The sequence below is a fragment of the Maricaulis alexandrii genome, assembly GCF_005871165.1.
GTDB classification, from domain to species: domain Bacteria; phylum Pseudomonadota; class Alphaproteobacteria; order Caulobacterales; family Maricaulaceae; genus Maricaulis; species Maricaulis alexandrii.
The window spans coordinates 566,962-586,682 of record NZ_SWKP01000003.1 but is presented as its reverse complement, the minus strand read 5'-3'; the positions used below and the strand labels follow the sequence as shown (position 1 = coordinate 586,682).

Below are 19,721 nucleotides of genomic sequence, written 5' to 3'. Positions count from 1 at the left end.
GCGGCCTAGCGCTTGGTCTTGCCCGGCTTGTAGATGCGGTGAAAGCGCAGTCCCAGACGGACCAGGAATTCATAGGAAATCGTCGCGGCGCTGTCGGCCATGTCCTCGATGTCATGACCGAGGAAGCAGACCGGATCGCCCGGCTTCACATCACCGGCCTCGGTGACGTCCACGCCGATCAGGTCCATCGAGACCCGGCCGGTGATCGGCACGCGGTGGTCATGGATGCGGCCATAGCCGCCATTGCCGAAGGCGCGTAGCAATCCGTCGGCATAGCCGGCAGCCACGGTGGCGATCCGGCGCGGTTCATTCGCCGTGTAGGTCGCGCCATAGCCGATCGTGTCCCCGGGTTTGAGATCGCGGATCTGCAGAATGGGCGCGTCGATCTCCACGGCCGGCTCGAAGGGCGAGGGATGGCCGGGCGCGGGCACGCCGCCGAACAGGGCCAGGCCCGGTCGGATCACGTCAAAATGATAGTCCGGGCCCAGAAGGAGACCGGCGGAATTGGACAGGCTGGCGGGAATGCCCGGGAAGGCCGCGCGGATGCGGGCGAACCGGTCCCGTTGCTGCGCGTTGAGCGGATGCTCCGGATCATCGCCGCAGGCCAGATGGCTCATGATCTGGCGCACATCGATGGCATCCAGACGGGAGGGTTCCCGGATCAGCAATTCGGTCTCGTCGGCGCCCAGTCCCAACCGGTTCATGCCGGTGTCGAAATGGATCGCGCAGGGCAGATCCGGCGCGAGCTCACGCAGGGCTTCCAACTGGGCCAGTTCATTGATGACCGGAAACAGTTCGGACTGGCGCAGGGCCGGAAGTTCGGACGCCCAGAACCCGTTGAAGACGTAGATGTTGGCGGGGCGTCCGGCGAGCGCCTGGCGGGCTTCGCGGCCTTCGGTCGTGTGCGCCACATAGAAATTGCGGCAGCCCGCATCGGCCAGGGCGGGGATGATCTCGGTCGCGCCCAGGCCATAGCCATTGGCTTTGACGACGGCACCGGCCTCGGCATTGGGCGCCAGTTCGCGGACCTTGGCGTAGTTCTGCTGGATGACCGCCAGATCAATGATCAGGCGCGGTGCGGGCTCGGTGGCTGTGTCAGTTGGGCTCGTCGTCATACCGGGTTTCCAGATCGGTGAACTTGGTCAGCATGCCATCAAAGGCGAGCTTTGCCGATCCGATCGGGCCGTGACGCTGTTTGCCGATGATGACTTCAGCGACTTTCTCAATCCGGCGGAACTCTTCTTCCCAGGCGAGATATTCCGGCGTGTCCTCACGCGGCTTTTCGCGTTCCTTGTAATAGGCTTCGCGATACACGAACAGCACGACGTCAGCATCCTGCTCGATCGAGCCGGATTCACGCAGGTCGGACAATTGCGGCTTCTTGTCGTCACGGTTTTCCACCTGACGCGAAAGCTGGGACAGGGCGATGATGGGAACATTGAGTTCCTTGGCCAGCGCCTTGAGGTTCTGCGTCACCTCGGAGACCTCTTCCACACGGCTGGCGCCGGCGCGGGCACGCGAGGAGGTGATCAGCTGCAGGTAGTCGACGATGATGATGTCGAGCCCGTGGGTCCGCTTCAGGCGGCGGGCGCGGGCGGCGAGGGCGGAAATCGGCAGACCACCCGTATCGTCGATGAAGAGCGGCAGGGCCTGGATCTCCAGCACACCGTCCCGGATCTCCTCATACTGGGCCGCGTCGATCGTGCCCTGGCGGATCATGTAGCCCGGAATGGAAGTATGGTCGGCGATCAGACGGGTGGCCAGCTGCTCGGCCGACATTTCCAGCGAGTAGAAGCCGACCACGCCACCGCGCACCGTTTTCTTCGAACCGTCGGGCTGTTCCTCGTACTGGTAGGCCTTGGCGATGTTGAAGGCGATATTGGTCGCCAGCGAGGTCTTACCCATGGACGGGCGACCGGCGAGGATGATCAGGTCCGACGGGTGCAGCCCGCCCAGCTTGCGGTCCAGCTCGTTGAGGCCGGAGGAAATCCCGGCCAGGCCACCATCGCGCTCATAGGCGGCCGAGGCGGATTCCACGGACTCCGCCAACGCCTGCTTGAAGCTGACGAAACCGCGGGAGGCGGAGCCTTCCTCGGCCAGATTGTAGAGCTGTTGCTCGATATCCTGGATCAGGGAGCGGGCCTGGATTTCCGCATCCTGGCTGGCGGCATTGGCCAGGTCATGGCCGATCCGGATCAGCTCGCGGCGCAGGGCCAGTTCATAGATGATCTTGGCATATTCGATGGCGGCATTGCCGCTGACCGCGCCTTCCATCAGGACGGCGAGATAGGTCGTGCCGCCGATCTCGCGCAGGCCGTCATCCTTGTCGAACTGGGTCTTCAGCACGACGGCATCGGCCAGCGAGCCCCGGCCGATCAGGTCGGAGGCCGTGTCGAAGATGCGGCCATGGACCGGATCGTAGAAATGCTCCGGCTTCAGCCAGTCGGCGACGCGGTGGAAGAGCTCGTTATCGTACAGGAGGGCGCCCAGAAAGGCCTGTTCGGCGTCCAGATTGTGCGGCGCCGTTTCGACATCAGCAATTTGGGAGTCGTTCTCGATGAACGGCTGCAAAGCGGTAGTCATGAATCTGGTCCCCTGATCTCCGCACGCACCGGCGCGGAGAAGACAGGTTGAATACCGGCAGGCCGATGGGAAGGCCACACCTGAATCCGGCCAGAATCAGTTGATTCCTGCCATTTGAGAAATCGTGTTGAGACGTGTGGAAAACCGGGCGAGACGGTGCTGCCTCAATTGGTTAACCCGCCTGTCCGGAAATTGTCAGTACCCGGAAAACAAGGCCTTGCCGGACTTGCCTTATCCACAACTGCCCCCTCAGCGGCCGGGCGGGCCAAACCATTTTCCGCCCTGGGTGCGCACCAGGATGACCAGCACGGAAAGCTGGAAAATCGTGGTCACGGCCCCCACAGGAGATCCGTCATAATTGGCCAGGAAGGCGGACATGATCCAGCCGATCTTCGCACCGGTGAAATAGATGATATGGGCCGGAATGGACCAGCGGGAATCCAGGACCTGAAGGATCAAGGAGGCGATCACACTGATGCCGGAAACAATGAGGGCACTCACATGCAAGGGGCTGATCATCGGACGGACGTCGTCAAACCGCGTGGTCCGGTCCAGATCGACAATGTGCTCGATCGGAATGCCGGCCACGCCGAGAGCATAATAGACGGCAACCGGGGTCAGTCCCGCGGTGACCAGAATGCCGGTCCAGCGTTCGATCCGGCGTCGCGTCTGCCGATCTGCGGAAAGCGGGCTCGTAATCATCACGTCTTCTGTTGGCGCGGATCGTCATAATCCGCCAGTCTGCCTCAACACTAGGGAGCAATTACGAACGTAACGTAATGAATTGTCATAGTATTTAACTATGAAAGCCGGAATTCCGCCGAATGTGGGTGCTTGGGCAGGCTAGGCGGCCAGACGCAGCCATTTGTGTCCCTGGGTCCGGAAGACCAGGAACAGGACCAGCAACTGGATCAGGGTCAGCACTGCGCCCGTGGCCCCGCCATCATAATTGGGCAGGAAGGACGACATGACCCAGGACAGTTTCGCGGTGACGAAATAGGCCAGCAGGACCGGCAGGCTCCAGCGCGAATTGATCAGTTGAAGCAGAGTGGCGATGGCACACAGCACGGCGGTTGCGACCAGCACGCTGAACAGGGCCGGGCCGACCACGGGCTGGACGTCCTCGAAAACGATATCGTCCTGCAGGTTCACATACTCCTCGACCGGTGCTGATAGCAGGCCGAGCACGAAATAGCTCGCAGCCAGGGTCAGGAAGAGCGAGATCGCAAAGGCGATCCAGCGTTCGACGTGGCGTTTTTCAGGATCCGTCCTGGACGACATCAGGCGCTCGCTTCCTGCGGGGTTGATCGCAGACTAGACGATATTCCGGTTGGTTATGGCAACCAAAAGAAAAAGGGCAGCCCGAAAGCTGCCCTTTTCCCGATTAGCTTGAAGAGAAACAGACTTACTGTTCGGTCTCTTCCGTTTCGCCGTCTTCGGCCGGAGCCTCTTCGGCAGCCTGCTGGGCGGCCAGTTCCTGGCCTTCTTCGCTGGCTTCGAACAGTTCGGCAGCCTGGGCTTCGGCGATGGCGCGATCTTCGTCCGCCTGGGAGGCGATCACGTCTTCACCGGCAGCCTGGCGTTCGGCTTCGTCTTCGGAACGGGCGATGTTGATCGTCACGGTCACGGAGACATCGGCGTGCAGCTTGATCTTCAGCTCGTGCAGACCCAGCGTCTTGATCGGTGCGTTCAGGGCAACCTGGGAGCGCACGACCTTGGTGCCGCTTTCGGACACGATGTCGGCAATGTCACGCGAGGTGACAGAACCGTAGAGCTGACCGCTTTCACCGGCCTGGCGGATCATGACGAAGCTTTCGCCATCGATCGACTTGCCGGCTTCAGCCGCTTCCGCTGCCCGTTCGGCATTGCGCTTCTCGAGCACTTCGCGCTCGGCTTCGAAACGCGCCATGTTGGCTTCGGTCGCGCGCAGGGCCTTGCCTTGCGGCAGAAGGAAGTTGCGGGCGAAACCCGGACGGACGGAGACGACGTCGCCGATCACACCCAGGTTTTCAATGCGTTCAAGGAGAACCAGTTTCATTGTTCAGTCCTCCCTCAATCGACCACATACGGCAGCAGGGCCAGCTGGCGGGCGCGCTTGATCGCACGGGCCAGTTCACGCTGCTTCTTGGCCGACACCGCGGTGATGCGGGACGGGACGATCTTGCCACGCTCGGACATGTAGCGAAGCAGGAGCTTGGGGTCCTTGTAGTCGATCTTCGGCGCATTTTCGCCGGAGAACGGGCAGACCTTGCGGCGACGCATGAACGGACGGCGTGCCGGGAGATTGGAAATGTTTCCGGAAGACATCTGGGCGTCCTTTCCTAGTTACGGTCGCGACGCGGGCCGCGGCGATCGTCTTTTTTGGACAGGATCGCGGTGGGCTCTTCGGTGTGCTCTTCAACGCGGACCGTCATGTGACGGATCACGTCTTCGGAGAGACGCTGAAGACGATCCAGCTCGGCGACAACATCAGCCGGGGCATCGATGTCGATCAGGCCGTAATGACCCTTGCGCGACTTGTTGATGCGGTAGGCCAAATTGCGCAGACCCCAGTATTCGGTCTTGCCGGTCTTGCCGCCCTTCTCTTCGATCAGGGCTTTCGTCTCTTCCAGGAGAGACTCCATCTGCGCCGGGGAAATGTCCGGACGCGCAATGAAAATATGCTCGTAAAGTGCCATTTCGGCTCCCTTCAGTGCGATTGCGGCGCAGACCATGCCGAAGGGTCGGGCAAGTCCGCGGTGGCTCCCGCTTCCAGCCTCGTGCACCTTGCACGGGACCTGGTGGAAGAAGGACCGCAACCAAGCGAAGCGCGGGCATTAGCGGAAAAGCCTGAGCCGTGCAAGTCGCAAGCGCCCTTGCGCTGCGGGTCTTTGACGGTCTATCGAGCGGTCAGCCGAAATTCACCGGAGAGAATCTCAAATGAAATTCGCTTTTGTCTTTCCCGGTCAGGGAAGCCAGGCCGTCGGTATGGGCCAGGACTTGGCCAAGGACTTTGCGGCCGCCAAGGCCGTCTTCGACGAAGTGGACGCGGCGCTGGGCCAGGACCTGAGCGGGTTGATGGCCAACGGCCCGATCGAAGACCTCACGCTGACCGAGAATGCCCAGCCGGCCCTGATGGCCGCCAGCCTCGCCGTGATGAAAGTTCTCGAGAGCGAGTTTGACGTAAAGGTCAATGCCGCCGAATTCGTTGCCGGTCACAGTCTTGGTGAGTATTCAGCCCTGGCCGCTGCCGGTGCGCTCTCCGTCACCGACGCTGCCAAACTGCTGAAACTGCGCGGCCAGGCCATGCAGAAAGCCGTGCCGGTGGGCGAGGGGACGATGGCAGCCCTGCTGGGCGCCGACGAGGATCTCGCCGCCCAGGCTGTCGCCGCCGGTGCTGAAGCCGGTGTCTGCGCCATCGCGAATGACAATGCCCCGGGCCAGATCGTGATCTCCGGTTCCACCGCCGCCATCGACGCCGCCATCGCCAAGGCGGGCGAGCTGGGCCTGAAGAAGGCGATGAAACTGCCAGTGTCTGCGCCCTTCCACTGTCCGATGATGCAGGCCGCGGCCGATGCCATGGCCGAGGCGCTGGCCTCCGCCACCATCAATGCCCCGGCCGTTCCGGTCGTTGCCAATGTCACCGCCCGTCCGACCGATGATGTCGAGACGATCCGCAAACAGCTGGTTGAACAGGTCACTGGCCGGGTCCGCTGGCGCGAGAGCGTGTTGTGGATGGTCGAAGAGGCGGGCATCACCACGCTGGCCGAAGCCGGTTCGGGCAAGGTGCTCACCACCATGCTCAAGCGCACCACCAAGGAGGCTTCAGGCGTCGCGCTCAACAGCGCGGCCGATCTGGAAGCCTTCGCGGCTAGCCTGAAGGCTTAGGGCTGTTTTGGGGAGATCAGTCTGCGCGAGATGAACTACTCGAGCAACATCGACTACTTGCTGCCAGCAATCGTCTATCTGGGTGCAAACCAGCATTGGTGGGCACGTTCTTCAGACGAACTCGCCAATGAACTCTCATTGGACAGGCAAAAGTTGGAAGCCGTGTTCGAGGGGTTTCCGAGCCTATTCCGTCGGAAAGATAGAGCCGAGGGTGGTCCCGTCTATTCGCTGCAGGCGCGCTATGCCCGCCGATTGGTGCAGGATGTAAAGCCAAAGTCCGGGGAGATACCTCCTCTGTCTGAATCTGAACTGAGCATGTTGCTAACATTCGTATCGACATTGGCCGATAACGAAATTCGACAGCGGCAAAACATGGTTTCGGTTGTGGCGGCGATTGTTGCGGCGTTGGCCGCTATAGTTGCAGCTGTGCTACCGGGATTTCTGAATTAACCTCCGGAGGGAGAGGAAACCGAATGTTTGACCTGACTGGCAAGAATGCCCTCGTGACCGGTGCGACCGGCGGCCTCGGCAATGCGATTGCCCGCAAGCTGCATGCCCAGGGCGCTACTGTTGCCCTGTCCGGTACGCGCGAAGCCGTGCTGCAGGAACTGGCCGACGATCTGGGCGAGCGTGCCCATGTCCTGCCGTGCAACCTGTCCGATGCTGAAGCCGTTGACGCGCTGCCCAAGCAGGCCGCCGAAGCCATGGGCTCGCTGGACATCCTGGTTGCCAATGCCGGCATCACCAAGGACCAGCTCCTCATGCGCATGAAGGATGAGGACTGGGACCAGGTCATCCGCATCAATCTGGAAAGCTATTTCCGCCTGTCCCGCGCGGCCCTGCGCGGCATGATGAAGTCCCGTTGGGGCCGCATCATCGGCATCACCTCCGTGGTGGGGGTGACCGGCAATCCGGGCCAGACCAATTACTGCGCCTCCAAGGCCGGCATGATCGGTTTCTCCAAATCCCTGGCCCAGGAAGTGGCGGCGCGCGGTGTCACCGTGAACTGTGTCGCCCCGGGCTTCATTGCCTCACCGATGACGGATGTCCTCACCGACGACCAGAAATCCGCCATCCTCTCGAAAATTCCGGCCGGCGATCTCGGCTCGGGCGATGACATCGCCGGGGCTGTTGTGTATCTCGCCAGCCAGGAAGCCAACTACATGACCGGCCAGACACTGCATGTGAATGGCGGCATGGCCATGATCTGATGGCATAAATCCGCTTGCGGGCATTGTGCGACATTCTGGCCTGACGGAATGAAACATGTTAACTGCCCGCGCATCTTGGGAATTGGGTTGTATTTGGGCCCTTCCCGTCTTCTCCTGCGCCGCTATAGTTCCGCGGTGAATCATTATGAGGGTCTGAAATGTCTGACGTTCTCGAGCGCGTTACGAAAATTGTTATCGAGCATCTTGATGTGGATGCGGAAAAGGTCACCGAGAAGGCGTCCTTCATTGATGATCTGGGCGCTGACAGCCTGGACAATGTCGAACTCGTCATGGCGTTCGAAGAAGAATTCGACATCGAGATTCCGGATGATGCCGCCGAGCACATCCAGACGGTCGGTGACGCCGTGAAGTTCATCTCCGAGAAGGTGGGCTAACGACCCCTTCATGCGTCGCGTCGTTGTCACGGGAATCGGCCTCGTCACGCCACTGGGTTGCGGGCGGGAAGTCGTTTGGGAACGCCTTCTCGCCGGTCGTTCAGGGCTGGGGAAGATCGAGCATTTCGAAACCGATGATCTTGCCTGCAAGATCGCCGGACTGGTTCCCCGCACCGATGGACGAGGTGGCGGGCGCGAAGGCGATGCCGGGGTGTTCGACCCTGACAGCGTGATGAGCGCCCGGGACCGCCGCCGGGTGGATGATTTCATCCTCTACGGAATTGCGGCGGCCGACGAAGCGCTGGCGGATTCGGGCTGGGAACCCCAGACCGAAGAGGACAAGCACCGTGCCGGCGTCATGATCGGATCAGGCATTGGCGGTCTGGAAACGACCTACAATGCCTCGGTCGATCTGCACGAGAAGGGGCCGCGTCGCCTCTCTCCCTTCATCATTCCCGCCATGCTGATCAATCTGGTCTCCGGCCAGGTCTCGATCCGTCATGGCCTGAAAGGCCCCAACCACGCTGTGGTGACGGCCTGCTCCACCGGGGCCCATGCCATTGGCGATGCGGCGCGTCTCGTGTCGCGCGGGGATGCCGATGTGATGGTGGCCGGCGGCGCCGAAGCCACGGTCTGCCGTCTGGGCATTGCCGGTTTCATCGCCTGCAAGGCCCTCTCCACCGGTTTCAACGACACGCCGGAAGCGGCCTCGCGCCCCTATGACAAGGACCGCGACGGTTTCGTCATGGGCGAGGGCGCCGGCATTGTCGTCCTGGAAGAATACGAGCACGCCAAGGCGCGCGGCGCGAAGATATACGCCGAGGTGAAGGGCTATGGCCTGTCCGGCGACGCCTATCACATCACGGCCCCGGCCGAGGATGGCGATGGCGGTTTCCGCTCCATGTCGGCCGCGCTCAAGGATGCCGGGCTGCAGCCGGGCGATATCGATTATGTCAACGCGCACGGCACTTCCACCCCGCTGGGCGACGAGATCGAGCTGCGCGCCGTGGAGCGCCTGTTCGGCAACCATGCCGACGGGCTGGTCATGTCCTCCACCAAATCTGCCGTGGGCCATCTGCTGGGCGCCGCCGGGGCGATCGAGGGTATCTTCTCGATCCTGGCGATCCGCGACGGCGTCTGCCCGCCGACCCTGAATCTCGACAATCCGTCCGTCGAGACCGACATCAATCTGGCGCCCAAGGCGGCTGTGAAAAAGCCGGTGAAAGCGGCCCTGTCGAACTCGTTTGGATTCGGCGGGACGAATGCCTCCGTGGTATTTGTTGCGGCTGAATAGCTGTTGATCGGGGATTCCCAGCATGAGTGAGGCGGAGATGTCCAAGCCCAAATCCGGCGGGCTGGCGAAATTCCTTCTGATATCGGTGATGGTCCTGGCCGTGCTCGTCCTCGGCGCCCTGGGGGCGCTCTATGGCGGCTATAAATGGCTGGAGGCCCAGTTCGCGGCGCCGGGACCGACGGTCGAGGATACGGTGGTCATGCTGCCGCGTGGCTCCGGTCTGATCCGCATTGCCGCCCAGCTGGAAAATGAAGGCGTCATCACCGATCAGCGCATTTTCCGGGCGGCGGTGACCCTGGACCAGGGCGACCGCTCCCTGCGGGCCGGCGAGTACAGCATCCCGGCGGGCGCCTCCATGGCGCAGGTCTATGAGCTGTTGCGCTCCGGTCAGACGATCCAGCACTCGGTCACGTTCGCCGAAGGCCTGACCAGCGCCATGATCGTGGCCGTGCTGAACGAGTCAGATGTGCTGACCGGCGAGATCACCGAAGTTCCGGCCGAGGGCACGCTCCTGCCGGAGACCTATCACGTCACCCGCGGCACATCCCGCCAGGACCTGCTGGACCGCATGGCGCGCGACCAGCGCGAACTTCTGGACGAGCTCTGGCCGAACCGGGCGCCCAACCTGCCGATCGAGACCCGCGAGGAAGCCATCATCCTGGCCTCGGTCGTGGAGAAGGAGACCGGTGTGGCCTCGGAGCGTCCGGAAGTGGCGGCCGTCTTCATCAACCGTCTGCGCCGCGGCATGCGTCTGGAGAGCGATCCGACCATCATTTACGGCATCAGCCAGGGCGAACCGCTGGGCCGCGGTCTGCGCCGGTCGGAAATCGACAATGAAGACAATGCCTGGAACACCTACCAGATCCCGCGCCTGCCCCCGACGCCGATCGCCAATCCGGGCCGGGAATCGCTGGCTGCGGTGCTGAACCCGGCGGAGACCACGGCGCTCTTCTTCGTCGCGGACGGCACGGGCGGGCATGTTTTTGCCGACACTTACGCCCAGCACCAGCGCAATGTCGCCCAATGGCGTCGCATTGAACGCCAGCGCCGCGCCGGAGGGGGCCAATAATGGCGGTTCTGTCCGGCATGACCGGTTTTGCGCGCCAGGACGGCACGCATGAGGACTGGCGTTGGGCCTGGGAAGTGCGCAGCGTGAACGGCAAGGGGCTGGAAGCGCGATTCCGCCTGCCGACGGGGTTTGACCGGCTCGACATCAAGGCCCGGGAGCTGGCCAAGAACCGGTTCAACCGGGGCAGCCTCCAGGCCTCTCTCTCCCTGAAGCGCGACGGTGCGGCCTCCGCGGTCGTGATCGACCAGGAGCGGCTGGCCGCCCTGTTGAAGGCCAGCCAGCCCTATATCGAGGCCGGCAGCGTGTCGCGGCCCGGTTTTGGCGATCTCCTGCAGATCCCGGGCGTCCTCGGCAGCGAGGATCTGACGGCCCCGGATGACGCGCTCGACCGGGCGCTTCTGGACGGTCTGGATGCGGCCCTGACCGCCCTCGAGGCCGCGCGGCAGGATGAGGGCCGCGCCCTCGCTCCCGTACTCGGGGGTCATATCGACGAGATCGAGCGCCTGACGACCGAAGCGGCGGCCTGTTCTGCGGTCCGCATCGAGAGCATCCGGGACCGGTACAAGGCCAAGTTCGCCGAACTCATCCAGGGCGATCTGCCCGAAGACCGGCTGACCCAGGAAGCCGCCGCCATGGCCGTGAAAATGGATGTCCGTGAGGAGATCGACCGTCTGAACGCGCATATCGCGTCGGCCCGCGAACTGCTGACCGGCGGCTCGCCGGTGGGCCGCAAACTGGACTTCCTGTGCCAGGAGTTTAATCGCGAGGCGAACACTCTATGCTCGAAGTCCTCCGATTCTTCACTCACCCAGATCGGTCTTGCGCTCAAGAACACGATCGACCAGTTCAGGGAGCAGGTACAGAATGTCGAGTGACGGCCATTCCGGACCGATTTTTCGTGGACGCCGCCGCGGTGTCCTGCTGGCCCTGTCCAGCCCGTCCGGTGCCGGCAAGACGACTCTGTCCAAGCGCCTGCTGAGCCAGAATCCCGATGTGATCCTGTCCGTCTCCGCCACCACGCGCCAGCCGCGTCCGGGCGAGGTGGATGGCCAGGACTACCACTTCCTCTCCGTCGAGGACTTCAAGGACAAGATCGAGGCCGGAGAGTTCTTCGAATGGGCCGAGGTGTTCGGCCGCTATTACGGCACGCCGAAATCCCCGGTCATGGAAGCCGTCGAGGAAGGCCGCGACGTGGTCTTTGACATTGACTGGCAGGGCGCCCAGGCGCTCGCCGAACAGGCGCCGGAAGACACGGTCCGTATCTTCATCCTGCCGCCCTCTCTGGAGCTGCTGGAAGACCGGCTGCGCAAGCGCGGTCAGGACACGCCGGACGTCATCAAGGGGCGGATGGAACGCGCCAAGGACGAGATCTCGCACTGGCACGAGTATGATTATGTCATCGTCAATGATGACTTCGCCCGCGCCCTGGAAAAGCTGAACCAGATCCTCCACGCCGAACGCCTCAAACGCATGCGTCATCCCTGGCTGGAAGATTTTGTCGGCGCGATCATGGAGCAGTAGGGCCCAAGCCCTGCGCGATCAGCGCGCCTTGCGCCACTCGGTGGCCAGGCGCTGGAAGCCGTCCACATCAATCACTTCGGCCCGGGCGCCCGGATCGATCCCGGCAGCATTGAGCAGGTCCTCGGCACTGGCTTTCGTCTGTCCGGCCGCCTGGGCAAGGCTGCGGCGCAAGGTCTTGCGGCGCTGTCCGAAAGCCGAAGCTGTCACAATGCCCAGGGCTTGCACATCAGCGAAGCGCTTGGCTTCCGGCAGAAGGTCGAGCACCACGACAGCGCTTTCCACCTTGGGCGGCGGGGTGAAGGCGCGGGCCGGGACTTTCAGCCCCATGCGCACATCACAGCGCGATTGGGAGATCACGGCGAGCCGGCCATAGGCCTTGCTGCCCGGCTGGGCGACGACGCGGTCGGCGACTTCGCGCTGGAACATCAGGACCGCGCGGGTCCACCAGGCCGGGTCCGCTTCCAGCCATTTGATCAGCAAGAGCGTGCCGACATTATAGGGCAGGTTGGACAGGATGATGCGCGGCGCGTCAGACGGCAGGAGCGCGTCTTCGTCCACATCCAGCGCATCGGCCTGGTGAACGGTGAGACGGCCGCCCGAGGCCTGGTTGATATCGTCCAGCGCGCCCAGGAAGCGGGCATCCTTTTCCACCACAGTCAGGCTTTTGGCGCCGGCCTCCAGGATGCCGCGCGTCAGGCCGCCCGGACCGGGGCCGATTTCAATGGCATGGGCCTGGCTGAGATCCCCGGCGAGGCGGGCGATCTTGCCGGTCAGGTTGAGGTCCAGCAGGAAGTGCTGCCCGAACGCCTTCTTGGCGCCGAGATCATGCTGCGCGATGACATCCCGCAGCGGCGGAAGGGAATCGAGGCTCATGTCCGGTGGCTCGCAATGGCCTTGGCCTCGCGGATCGCGGCCAGGAGGCTGTCAGCCCGGGCCTGGCCCGTGCCGGCGATGTCGAAGGCGGTGCCGTGATCCGGCGAGGTGCGGATGATCGGCAGACCGAGTGTCACATTCACCCCGCCATGGAAGTCCAGCGTCTTTACCGGGATCAGGCCCTGATCATGATACATGCAGACAACCGCGTCATAGGTCCGGTGGGCGTCTTCGTGGAACAGCGTGTCTGGCGAGCGCGCATCGCTGATCCCGATCCCCTCGGCGCGGAGCTTCGCCGCCGCCGGATTGAGGATGCGAATCTCTTCATCGCCCAGTGAGCCGTCTTCACCGGCATGCGGATTGAGACCGGCCAGGGCCAGGCGTGGGCGGGCGATGCCATAGTCGCGCTGGAGCGCGTGATGGGTGAGGCGGGCGATATGGCGGATGCGGTCTTTATCGATCAGCGCAATGGCCCGCTGCAGCGGCTCATGGATGGTCACCAGCACGACGCGCAGTCCGCCGCCGGTCAGCATCATGGCCGGCCCTCTGGGGCCGTCCTGCGGCACATGGGCCGTCAGCCCTGCGAGGAATTCGGTATGCCCGGGGAAGGTGAAACCGGCCTCATACATGACCGATTTAGCAATCGGGGCGGTGACCAGCGCGCTGGCCTCACCGTTGAGGCAATAGCGCACCCCGGCCTCAATGGCGGCCTTGGTCGCGGCGGCATGGGCGGGATTGGGCTGGCCTGGCACGACCGGTTCGCTCAGCGCCGCCTCTGTCCCCAGCACCGGCAGGCATTCGGCAAAATGCTCGAGCGCCTGTGCTGGCGTGTCGACCGGGATGGGCGCGGCCAGGCCGAGCGCCTCGGCGCTGCGAGCGAAGAGATCGAACTCACCGATTACCGCGAACGCCATCGGATGATGGCGCAGCTGATGCCAGGCTTTCAGGATGATCTCGGGGCCGACGCCGGCCGGATCACCCATCGACACGACGATGGGTGCCGGAGTCGTCATTACTCGCGAATCTCGATGGTCGACTCGCGGCGCAGATCCCGCAGCCAGCGACGGGCCTGCAAGGAGAGTTGCTGGCCGCGCAGCTGGTTTTCCAGATCATCGCGCGAGGGCACGCCCGGACCGGCAATCTGGCGGTCGCAGACGATCAGGGCCTGCAGGCCGGAGGCATTCTCGATCAGGCCGGTATTCTGGTCGCGTGTCAGCGGCTCCAGGGCCTCGCGGATCTGCGGCAGGACGGCATCGGCGCTGATGCTGCCCAGATCGGTCAGGATGGCCCCTTCGATCTCGCCGATGCGGTTTTCGGCGATGGTGCAGGTCGGCTCCTGGTCGAGCAGGCGCTGGAAGGCTTCGCGGCTGTCCTCGTTGACGGCACTGTTGGGCAGGGAGATCTGCACCAGGTCATATTGCAGCGTGGTCGTGCCATCGCGCACCGAGACCAGGGCAATCACCATGTAGCCGCCCGGTACCTGGACCGGGTTCGACAGGGCGCCACGGCCACCCGACTGTTCATACTGGCGGCGCATCATCGGCATGATGGCGGCGACTTCCGGCTGCAGCTGGGATTCGGTGATCCAGCCGATATCGCCACCGGAGGCCGCGGACGGCGCGTCGGAGAACTGGCGGGCCAGTTCTGGGAAGGCAGCGCCTTGCTGGAGCTGGTTCATCACGGCGACCACGCGTTGCACCGTGGCATCTTCCTGACCCGGGGCCGGCACTTCGAAATACATCTCGAAAATGCGGTATTGGGGCTGGGACGCGCTGGCGGCGAGGCGTTCCAGGGCCAGCTCGATCTGTTGTTCGGAAATCCGCACCCGCGAACCGTAGCGGCCGTTCACCAGGATGCGCCAGGCAATTTCGGCTTCCAGCTGGTGGCGCAGGGTGGAGACGTCGACGCCGGAATTCTGCAGGTCGGCGATGATGGCGTCGATCGTGGTGTTGTTGCGTTGTGCGAGATCGAGCAGGGAGGCGGTGATTTCCTCGTCCTCGACCTGAATCTCGTAGTCACGGGCGGCCTGCAATTGCAGATGCTCGTCGACCAGACCGCGAACCGCCTGGTCCTGGATCCGGGCGAGGGTGGCCTCATCAACCTGGGCCATGCCGGTGGAGGCGATGATCAAGCGCATCCGGTTGCGCACATCCACCGTGGTGATCGGCTCGTCATTGACCAGCGCGGCGATGCCTTCGGTGGACTGGGCATGGGCCGAAACCGGGCCGGACATGGCCAGCGCGGCAAACAGGAAAGAAACAAGAAATCTGGCGCAGGTCATAAGCAATCGCATATCGGTTCGGCGCGAACATTACTCAAACTCGGCAGGGGTGCAATCACCGGACACTGTTAGCTGTCGGGATCGAGGCTGCCGAGCGTGAAGAGGGTAATACGAAACTGGATGGATTCCGACGGGCCCAGATCAGCAATTCCGATATCCTCGCGCTGATAGAGAATTTCGAACTGGGAACATTCATCCTGGTACAGGAAGCCCGTCTCCGAGCGGCGGGTGGTCTCGGCGTCGAGGTCGAGCGTGGCCCGGTTGACCAGGCTCCACTCATCATTCAGCTGCCAGCTCAGATCCGTGCGCAGTTCGCGCTGCGGACCGCGGGTCGAAAGGGCGGCCTCATCACTGGAATCCAGATAGCCGATCGCAACACCGAAACGGTCGGTTCTGTAGGAGGCGTTGAGCTGCAGTGTGTTGATGTCAAAGTCTTCGGTGTCCAGGCGCGTGGTCATTTCGACCGCAAATGCGCCCCAGTCCACTTCACCGGACACGACATAGTCGGACGCGTTCTCGAACAGGCCGCTCGTCGGTGAGAAGACGGCATTACCATCCAGGCGTTCCGACCGGCCGACAAAACCGCGGGCATAGCCGTTATCACCGAAGAAGGCTGTGGCCCGCACCCCGTAATTGGCACGCTGGCCTTCTTCCCAGAGGTCATAGCCGGAGGCCCGGACCGGTTCGAACAACAGGCTCTCATCGAGGTCCAGCGTGAGGCTGTCCTCATTGATCAGCCGGTTGCCCTCCGGATCATCCGTTGCAGCAATGAAGGAGACCACGGGTTCGATGATCACATCGACAGTGTCGCCACCGCGGAAGAAGGGCCAGGAAATCTCGGTCCCGACCAGGCCCAGCTCGCGGCTGAAGCTTTCCGATGTCGTGGCGGTTCCGGTGGTGGGGATGTCCCCCAACTCGTAATAGTCGATCCGGCCCAGGGCGAAAGGTTCCACGACAATGCCGGCCGGTCCGATCCAGCGGGTTCGCCAGTCCACGGCCGTGCTGGCGCGGGTGTAGTCGACGCCTTCACTGCGTGTCAGTACGGTGGCGTCGGCATCCAGATTGACGCGGCCCCAGCCCGGCGGCGCGGTGAAGACCTGGCGCAGGCTGAGCTGCGGCGCGATCACCGGCAGGGTGTCGTCATCCACATTGGCACGAACCGATTGATAGCCGGCGGCAATGATTGAGGCGTAGCGGTCCTCGGTGCGGTTCTCGACATAGAGCTGGCTGACCAGCTGTCGGCTCAGCGCTTCGATCGGCTGGCCATAATCCTTGAGCATTTCCGAGAAATCATAGCGGCGCAGATAGAGATCATCCTCGGAATCATGAATGCGCTGGACACCGAAACCCCACCGCCAGTCCTCGGCGATCCGGAAGCGGCCGCCCCCAAAAACGTGCCAGCGCCACTCTTCGTCGCCGAAGCGGTTGCCGTCACTGTCGATCTCGGCCTCATTCGTGACACTGCCCTCGAAATCCACAAAGCCGGACCAGAAGCGCTTGCGGTATTCGCCGTATAGCAGCGGGTTCACATTGCTCATGTAGCGCGGCGCGATCACCAGATCCTGGGACGGGGAAATCGACCACAAATAGGGTTGCTGGTAGACGAAGCCGAGACGGGACGAGACGCCCACTTTCGGAAACAGGAAGCCCGAGCGCCGTTCCGAGGACGGGTCGGCATGGGAAAAGGCCGGTGTGTAGAGCACCGGGACGCCCATGAACTCGAACCGGGCATCCCGGTAATAGATCATCTGCTCTTCGGCATCCTGGCGCACTTCGCGGGCCCGCAGGCGCCAGGTCGGCTCCCCTTCGCCGTCCTCGCAGAGTTCACAGGCCGTGTAGTAGGCCTGGCGCAGGGTCAGGCTTTCATCGGCGTCGCGGATGGCAGAGGCCGCGGCGATCCGGCCATTGCCTTCCAGCATGGAGGCAAAGCCCAGCGCGACCCCGGAGGCCAGGGCCGAATCAAGCTCGACCTCGTCGGCATATTGCGGATAGGGCGTCTGGCCGGTGATCACGACATGGCCGCGGGCGATAACGCGGTCCAGTTCGGGATGGTATTCCAGCTCGTCGGCCATCAGGGTGCGGCCTTCCTGGCGCACACGCACATTGCCGGTCGCCAGATAGCCGCCGCCGGCCATGTCTTCCAGATGGTCCGCTTCCAGATAGACGGGTGCATCCGAGGATGCAGCTTCCTGGGCGAGGGCGGCACCGGTGAGCGCAAGCGCGCTGGAACTCATCAACGCAGCCGCAAAGCGGCGAAACTGCGACGCCATGCGCGTCACTCCCTCATCTTGTCCGGCCCCCGGCTGAACCGCCTCTTTCTGACTAGCCGATGCCGGTGGCTGCGTCCACGACGTCATCCGTCTTCCGTGGACGCGATATAGGTGAGCGCGATCAGCGCGGTGAGGGCCGGTGCGGCCCAGGCGGCAGTCAGCGGCGGCAGAGCGCCGGTGGCCCCCATCGAGCTGAGCAATTCCTGCAGGAAGAACATCACGAAGCCCGCCAGTCCGCCAGCCAGCGCAAAGGCCGCCGCGCCGCCCAGCCGGTGCAGGCGCAGGGTGGCCGCGGCCGCGATCAGGGTCGCCGCCAGCAGGGTCAGGGGCAGGGCCAGCAGGCTGTGCCAGCGCAGTTCATACCGTTCCGTCGCCAGGCCGGCTTCTCCAGCGGAGCGGATCAGCTGCGGCAAATCCCAGAAGGAGACGCCTTCCGGCGACCGCGAACGCTCGAACAGGGCCTGGCGGTTGATCTGGGTCGGCAGGGTTTCCTCGCTCAGCTCCCGGGTCGAGGCATTGGGCGAGCGTTCCACGGCCTCGGTGATGGTCCAGAACCCATTGCTCAGACGGGCACTTTCCGCATCGATGCGGCGGTCCAGATTGGGCACGCCGTCCGCATTCACAGTGAAGACATAGAAGACCGGATTGAGCAGTTCCTGACGGTTCTCGCGCAGCGCGCTGGCGGCGATCACCGTATAGCCTTCCGGCGACGTCTCCCGCAGCCAGATCGGCTCTTCCACGCCGGTGGCGCGCTGGACATTCATCAGCGTGTCGCGGCGGTTCTGGTATTCCGCATTGCCCATGGCAGCGAGCGGGTTCAGCGCGACCGCCCCGGCAATCCCGGCAAAGACCGCCAGCAGCATGGGGGCGGTCAGGATCCGCCAGGCTGACATGCCCGATGCGCGCATCACGATCAGCTCGCTGCGCCGGTTGAGCCGGAAGAGCGAGGTCAGGATGCCGAACAGGAAAATGAAGGGCAGGGTGGTTTCCAGAAGGGATGGCGTCTTGAGCAGGGTGAGGCTCAGGAGATCGAAGGTAGAGGCCTCCACCCGCGTGCCGATGGCGCGCGACTGTTCCACGAAATCCACCAGGATGATGACGGTGGAAATGGTCAGTGCGGCCAGACCCAGTCCGGACAGGGTCTGGGTCATCATGTAGCGGTTGAGGCGGCCTCCGATCATGCCGGCACCTCCGCCTGCAGGGCTTGTGACTGGCGTTTGGGACGGCGGCGGGCCGGCCAGTAGATGATCAGGAGCGATCCGATGACGCCGGCCAGCGGCACCAGGTATTGCGCGACATTCATGGCGGCATCATCGGCACTGGCCGATTGCACGCCGAAACCGACCAGGCGCATCGTCATGCCAGCGGCCACACCGATCATCACGCGGCGTGAATAGCCCATGCGCGAATGATCCCCGCCCAAGAAGACGGCCGCTGCAATCAGGGCGAAGGCCAGATTGTAGAGTGGGGCGGACAGGCGGTAATGCCCCTCGGCCCAGGCCCGTTCCGGGCCCCCGGTCCGCGCGATCGTGCCGGCATCGGGCCAGATCAGCTCGTGCAGGAAACGGTCGGATTCCTTGAAGAACATGGCGTCGACCGGGCCGACGAAATCGCCCAGGTCGAACTCGGTCCGGTCGAATGTGCCGTAGAAGAGCTCGCCTGCCTCGTCGATCTCCTGCCGGTTGGCATCGATCAGCACCATGATAGAGGACGCGTCCGTTCGGACCACATAGCCCTCGCGTGCCGTGAAGGTCGCCTGGGAAGTGCCGCGCGTATCGTGGATCAGGATGTCATGCATGCGCCCGTCGCGGTCGCGTTCGCGCGCATACATGGTGACGCCCGCGCCCAGCTGGGTGAAGGCGCCCGGCGTGACCAGGCTGGCGGCGACATCCGAGCGCAGCTCGTGCAGGCTGCGCCGCATCTCCCGGTAGGCAAGGGGCTGGACGAAGAGATTGATCACCAGATTGGCGATCATGACATAGACGGCCAGGCGCAGGATCGGCGCGATCAGGCCGAACCGGCTCATCCCGGCGGCCGAGGCAATCACGGTTTCGCTGTCGCCGGTCAGCCGGTTCAGCGTCGACAGGACGGCGACGAACAGGGCCAGCGGAACCAGCAGGGCGGTCAGCTGCGGCAGCGCCAGCACGGTGACTTTCAGGAAGGTGAAGGTCGTTTCCGAATAGCCGGAAATCAGGTCGATATTCGACAGGGACTGCGTCAGCAGGGCCAGACCCGCAAAGGCCGCCACGGCCACAAGCAGGGGCCAGAGCAACTGGTTGAAGAAATACCGCTGTACGAGAATCATGGCCGGGCTTGTGCTGCGTGATCCGCCTTCTATCTCACGTCGTGATCGGATA

General features: G+C 63.5%; 21 protein-coding genes. 8 read left to right on the top strand and 13 right to left on the bottom strand.

The window, feature by feature from the left end:
- Positions 1-5 precede the first annotated feature (5 nt).
- The 7 genes from alr to rpsF all read right to left on the bottom strand — a co-directional run bounded on the left by alr (position 6) and on the right by rpsF (position 5,261).
- Positions 6-1,115 (bottom strand): alanine racemase, encoded by a 1,110-nt coding sequence (gene alr / locus FCS99_RS02905; protein ID WP_138510350.1) that lies wholly within the window; start codon positions 1,113-1,115, stop codon positions 6-8.
- Positions 1,096-2,583 carry a replicative DNA helicase gene (locus FCS99_RS02900; RefSeq protein ID WP_138510348.1) on the bottom strand — a complete coding sequence of 496 codons (1,488 nt, stop codon included), beginning with the start codon at positions 2,581-2,583 and terminating at the stop codon, positions 1,096-1,098. The genes alr and FCS99_RS02900 overlap by 20 nt, the downstream gene beginning before the upstream one ends.
- A 249-nt stretch (positions 2,584-2,832) precedes the next feature.
- Positions 2,833-3,285: a hypothetical protein gene (locus FCS99_RS02895; RefSeq protein WP_138510346.1), complete on the bottom strand. Its 453-nt coding sequence runs from the start codon at positions 3,283-3,285 to the stop codon at positions 2,833-2,835.
- Between the two features lie 141 nt (positions 3,286-3,426).
- Positions 3,427-3,864: a hypothetical protein gene (locus tag FCS99_RS02890; RefSeq protein ID WP_138510345.1), complete on the bottom strand. Its 438-nt coding sequence runs from the start codon at positions 3,862-3,864 to the stop codon at positions 3,427-3,429.
- Positions 3,865-3,988: 124 nt separating this feature from the next.
- The gene (gene rplI / locus FCS99_RS02885) at positions 3,989-4,621 is read right to left on the bottom strand and encodes a 50S ribosomal protein L9 (protein ID WP_138510342.1); all 633 of its coding nucleotides are present in this window, start codon (positions 4,619-4,621) and stop codon (positions 3,989-3,991) included.
- Between the two features lie 14 nt (positions 4,622-4,635).
- Positions 4,636-4,890, bottom strand: coding sequence for a 30S ribosomal protein S18 (gene rpsR / locus FCS99_RS02880; protein ID WP_138510340.1), 255 nt, complete (start codon positions 4,888-4,890; stop codon positions 4,636-4,638).
- A gap of 14 nt (positions 4,891-4,904) precedes the next feature.
- Positions 4,905-5,261: a 30S ribosomal protein S6 gene (rpsF, locus tag FCS99_RS02875; protein WP_138510338.1), complete on the bottom strand. Its 357-nt coding sequence runs from the start codon at positions 5,259-5,261 to the stop codon at positions 4,905-4,907.
- A gap of 241 nt (positions 5,262-5,502) precedes the next feature.
- Between rpsF and fabD the strand changes: the two genes are divergently transcribed.
- The 8 genes from fabD (at position 5,503) to gmk (ending at position 11,940) form a co-directional block, all read left to right on the top strand.
- The gene (fabD, locus tag FCS99_RS02870) at positions 5,503-6,450 is read left to right on the top strand and encodes an ACP S-malonyltransferase (protein ID WP_138510336.1); all 948 of its coding nucleotides are present in this window, start codon (positions 5,503-5,505) and stop codon (positions 6,448-6,450) included.
- 30 nt (positions 6,451-6,480) lie between these two features.
- A complete protein-coding gene (locus FCS99_RS02865; protein WP_138510334.1) occupies positions 6,481-6,900 on the top strand; it encodes a hypothetical protein in 420 nt (139 codons plus the stop codon).
- 23 nt (positions 6,901-6,923) lie between these two features.
- A complete protein-coding gene (gene fabG, locus FCS99_RS02860; RefSeq protein WP_138510332.1) occupies positions 6,924-7,661 on the top strand; it encodes a 3-oxoacyl-[acyl-carrier-protein] reductase in 738 nt (245 codons plus the stop codon).
- Positions 7,662-7,819: 158 nt separating this feature from the next.
- Positions 7,820-8,056 (top strand): acyl carrier protein, encoded by a 237-nt coding sequence (locus FCS99_RS02855; protein WP_138510330.1) that lies wholly within the window; start codon positions 7,820-7,822, stop codon positions 8,054-8,056.
- Between the two features lie 10 nt (positions 8,057-8,066).
- Positions 8,067-9,350, top strand: a complete 1,284-nt coding sequence (gene fabF / locus FCS99_RS02850; protein WP_138510328.1) for a beta-ketoacyl-ACP synthase II — start codon at positions 8,067-8,069, stop codon at positions 9,348-9,350.
- 22 nt (positions 9,351-9,372) lie between these two features.
- A complete protein-coding gene (gene mltG, locus FCS99_RS02845; RefSeq protein WP_138510325.1) occupies positions 9,373-10,419 on the top strand; it encodes an endolytic transglycosylase MltG in 1,047 nt (348 codons plus the stop codon).
- Positions 10,419-11,294 carry a YicC/YloC family endoribonuclease gene (locus tag FCS99_RS02840; RefSeq protein WP_138510323.1) on the top strand — a complete coding sequence of 292 codons (876 nt, stop codon included), beginning with the start codon at positions 10,419-10,421 and terminating at the stop codon, positions 11,292-11,294. The genes mltG and FCS99_RS02840 overlap by 1 nt, the downstream gene beginning before the upstream one ends.
- A complete protein-coding gene (gene gmk, locus FCS99_RS02835; RefSeq protein ID WP_138510321.1) occupies positions 11,284-11,940 on the top strand; it encodes a guanylate kinase in 657 nt (218 codons plus the stop codon). Before FCS99_RS02840 ends, gmk begins: the two co-directional genes overlap by 11 nt.
- Positions 11,941-11,958: 18 nt before the next feature.
- On the opposite strand, the gene rsmA is transcribed toward gmk, so the two are convergent.
- From rsmA to FCS99_RS02805, 6 genes are all read right to left on the bottom strand, one after another.
- The gene (gene rsmA, locus FCS99_RS02830; RefSeq protein WP_138510318.1) at positions 11,959-12,813 is read right to left on the bottom strand and encodes a 16S rRNA (adenine(1518)-N(6)/adenine(1519)-N(6))-dimethyltransferase RsmA; all 855 of its coding nucleotides are present in this window, start codon (positions 12,811-12,813) and stop codon (positions 11,959-11,961) included.
- Positions 12,810-13,826: a 4-hydroxythreonine-4-phosphate dehydrogenase PdxA gene (gene pdxA, locus FCS99_RS02825; protein ID WP_138510316.1), complete on the bottom strand. Its 1,017-nt coding sequence runs from the start codon at positions 13,824-13,826 to the stop codon at positions 12,810-12,812. Before pdxA ends, rsmA begins: the two co-directional genes overlap by 4 nt.
- Positions 13,826-15,094, bottom strand: a complete 1,269-nt coding sequence (locus tag FCS99_RS02820; protein WP_233352633.1) for a peptidylprolyl isomerase — start codon at positions 15,092-15,094, stop codon at positions 13,826-13,828. Before FCS99_RS02820 ends, pdxA begins: the two co-directional genes overlap by 1 nt.
- Before the next feature lie 68 nt (positions 15,095-15,162).
- Entirely contained in the window at positions 15,163-17,364 is a 2,202-nt protein-coding gene (locus FCS99_RS02815) for an LPS-assembly protein LptD (RefSeq protein ID WP_171036215.1), read from the bottom strand.
- A gap of 83 nt (positions 17,365-17,447) precedes the next feature.
- The gene (lptG, locus tag FCS99_RS02810) at positions 17,448-18,545 is read right to left on the bottom strand and encodes an LPS export ABC transporter permease LptG (protein ID WP_138510310.1); all 1,098 of its coding nucleotides are present in this window, start codon (positions 18,543-18,545) and stop codon (positions 17,448-17,450) included.
- Complete coding sequence (locus FCS99_RS02805; protein ID WP_138510308.1) at positions 18,542-19,669, bottom strand: LptF/LptG family permease; 1,128 nt, start codon at positions 19,667-19,669, stop codon at positions 18,542-18,544. The genes lptG and FCS99_RS02805 overlap by 4 nt, the downstream gene beginning before the upstream one ends.
- Between the last annotated feature and the right edge of the window lie 52 nt (positions 19,670-19,721).

What these genes read in the sequence shown, in the direction of transcription:
- FCS99_RS02895 (WP_138510346.1), bottom strand. Translation starts at nt 3,285, where the DNA reads ATGATTACGAGCCCGCTTTCCGCAGATCGGCAGACGCGACGCCGGATC.
- rplI (WP_138510342.1), bottom strand. Translation starts at nt 4,621, where the DNA reads ATGAAACTGGTTCTCCTTGAACGCATTGAAAACCTGGGTGTGATCGGC.
- FCS99_RS02890 (WP_138510345.1), bottom strand. Translation starts at nt 3,864, where the DNA reads ATGTCGTCCAGGACGGATCCTGAAAAACGCCACGTCGAACGCTGGATC.
- FCS99_RS02805 (WP_138510308.1), bottom strand. Translation starts at nt 19,669, where the DNA reads ATGATTCTCGTACAGCGGTATTTCTTCAACCAGTTGCTCTGGCCCCTG.
- mltG (WP_138510325.1), top strand. Translation starts at nt 9,373, where the DNA reads ATGAGTGAGGCGGAGATGTCCAAGCCCAAATCCGGCGGGCTGGCGAAA.
- fabD (WP_138510336.1), top strand. Translation starts at nt 5,503, where the DNA reads ATGAAATTCGCTTTTGTCTTTCCCGGTCAGGGAAGCCAGGCCGTCGGT.
- alr (WP_138510350.1), bottom strand. Translation starts at nt 1,115, where the DNA reads ATGACGACGAGCCCAACTGACACAGCCACCGAGCCCGCACCGCGCCTG.
- lptG (WP_138510310.1), bottom strand. Translation starts at nt 18,545, where the DNA reads ATGATCGGAGGCCGCCTCAACCGCTACATGATGACCCAGACCCTGTCC.
- FCS99_RS02865 (WP_138510334.1), top strand. Translation starts at nt 6,481, where the DNA reads ATGAACTACTCGAGCAACATCGACTACTTGCTGCCAGCAATCGTCTAT.
- FCS99_RS02840 (WP_138510323.1), top strand. Translation starts at nt 10,419, where the DNA reads ATGGCGGTTCTGTCCGGCATGACCGGTTTTGCGCGCCAGGACGGCACG.
- FCS99_RS02820 (WP_233352633.1), bottom strand. Translation starts at nt 15,094, where the DNA reads ATGACCTGCGCCAGATTTCTTGTTTCTTTCCTGTTTGCCGCGCTGGCC.
- gmk (WP_138510321.1), top strand. Translation starts at nt 11,284, where the DNA reads ATGTCGAGTGACGGCCATTCCGGACCGATTTTTCGTGGACGCCGCCGC.
- rsmA (WP_138510318.1), bottom strand. Translation starts at nt 12,813, where the DNA reads ATGAGCCTCGATTCCCTTCCGCCGCTGCGGGATGTCATCGCGCAGCAT.
- fabF (WP_138510328.1), top strand. Translation starts at nt 8,067, where the DNA reads ATGCGTCGCGTCGTTGTCACGGGAATCGGCCTCGTCACGCCACTGGGT.
- fabG (WP_138510332.1), top strand. Translation starts at nt 6,924, where the DNA reads ATGTTTGACCTGACTGGCAAGAATGCCCTCGTGACCGGTGCGACCGGC.
- FCS99_RS02815 (WP_171036215.1), bottom strand. Translation starts at nt 17,364, where the DNA reads ATGGCGTCGCAGTTTCGCCGCTTTGCGGCTGCGTTGATGAGTTCCAGC.
- pdxA (WP_138510316.1), bottom strand. Translation starts at nt 13,826, where the DNA reads ATGACGACTCCGGCACCCATCGTCGTGTCGATGGGTGATCCGGCCGGC.
- rpsF (WP_138510338.1), bottom strand. Translation starts at nt 5,261, where the DNA reads ATGGCACTTTACGAGCATATTTTCATTGCGCGTCCGGACATTTCCCCG.
- FCS99_RS02855 (WP_138510330.1), top strand. Translation starts at nt 7,820, where the DNA reads ATGTCTGACGTTCTCGAGCGCGTTACGAAAATTGTTATCGAGCATCTT.
- rpsR (WP_138510340.1), bottom strand. Translation starts at nt 4,890, where the DNA reads ATGTCTTCCGGAAACATTTCCAATCTCCCGGCACGCCGTCCGTTCATG.
- FCS99_RS02900 (WP_138510348.1), bottom strand. Translation starts at nt 2,583, where the DNA reads ATGACTACCGCTTTGCAGCCGTTCATCGAGAACGACTCCCAAATTGCT.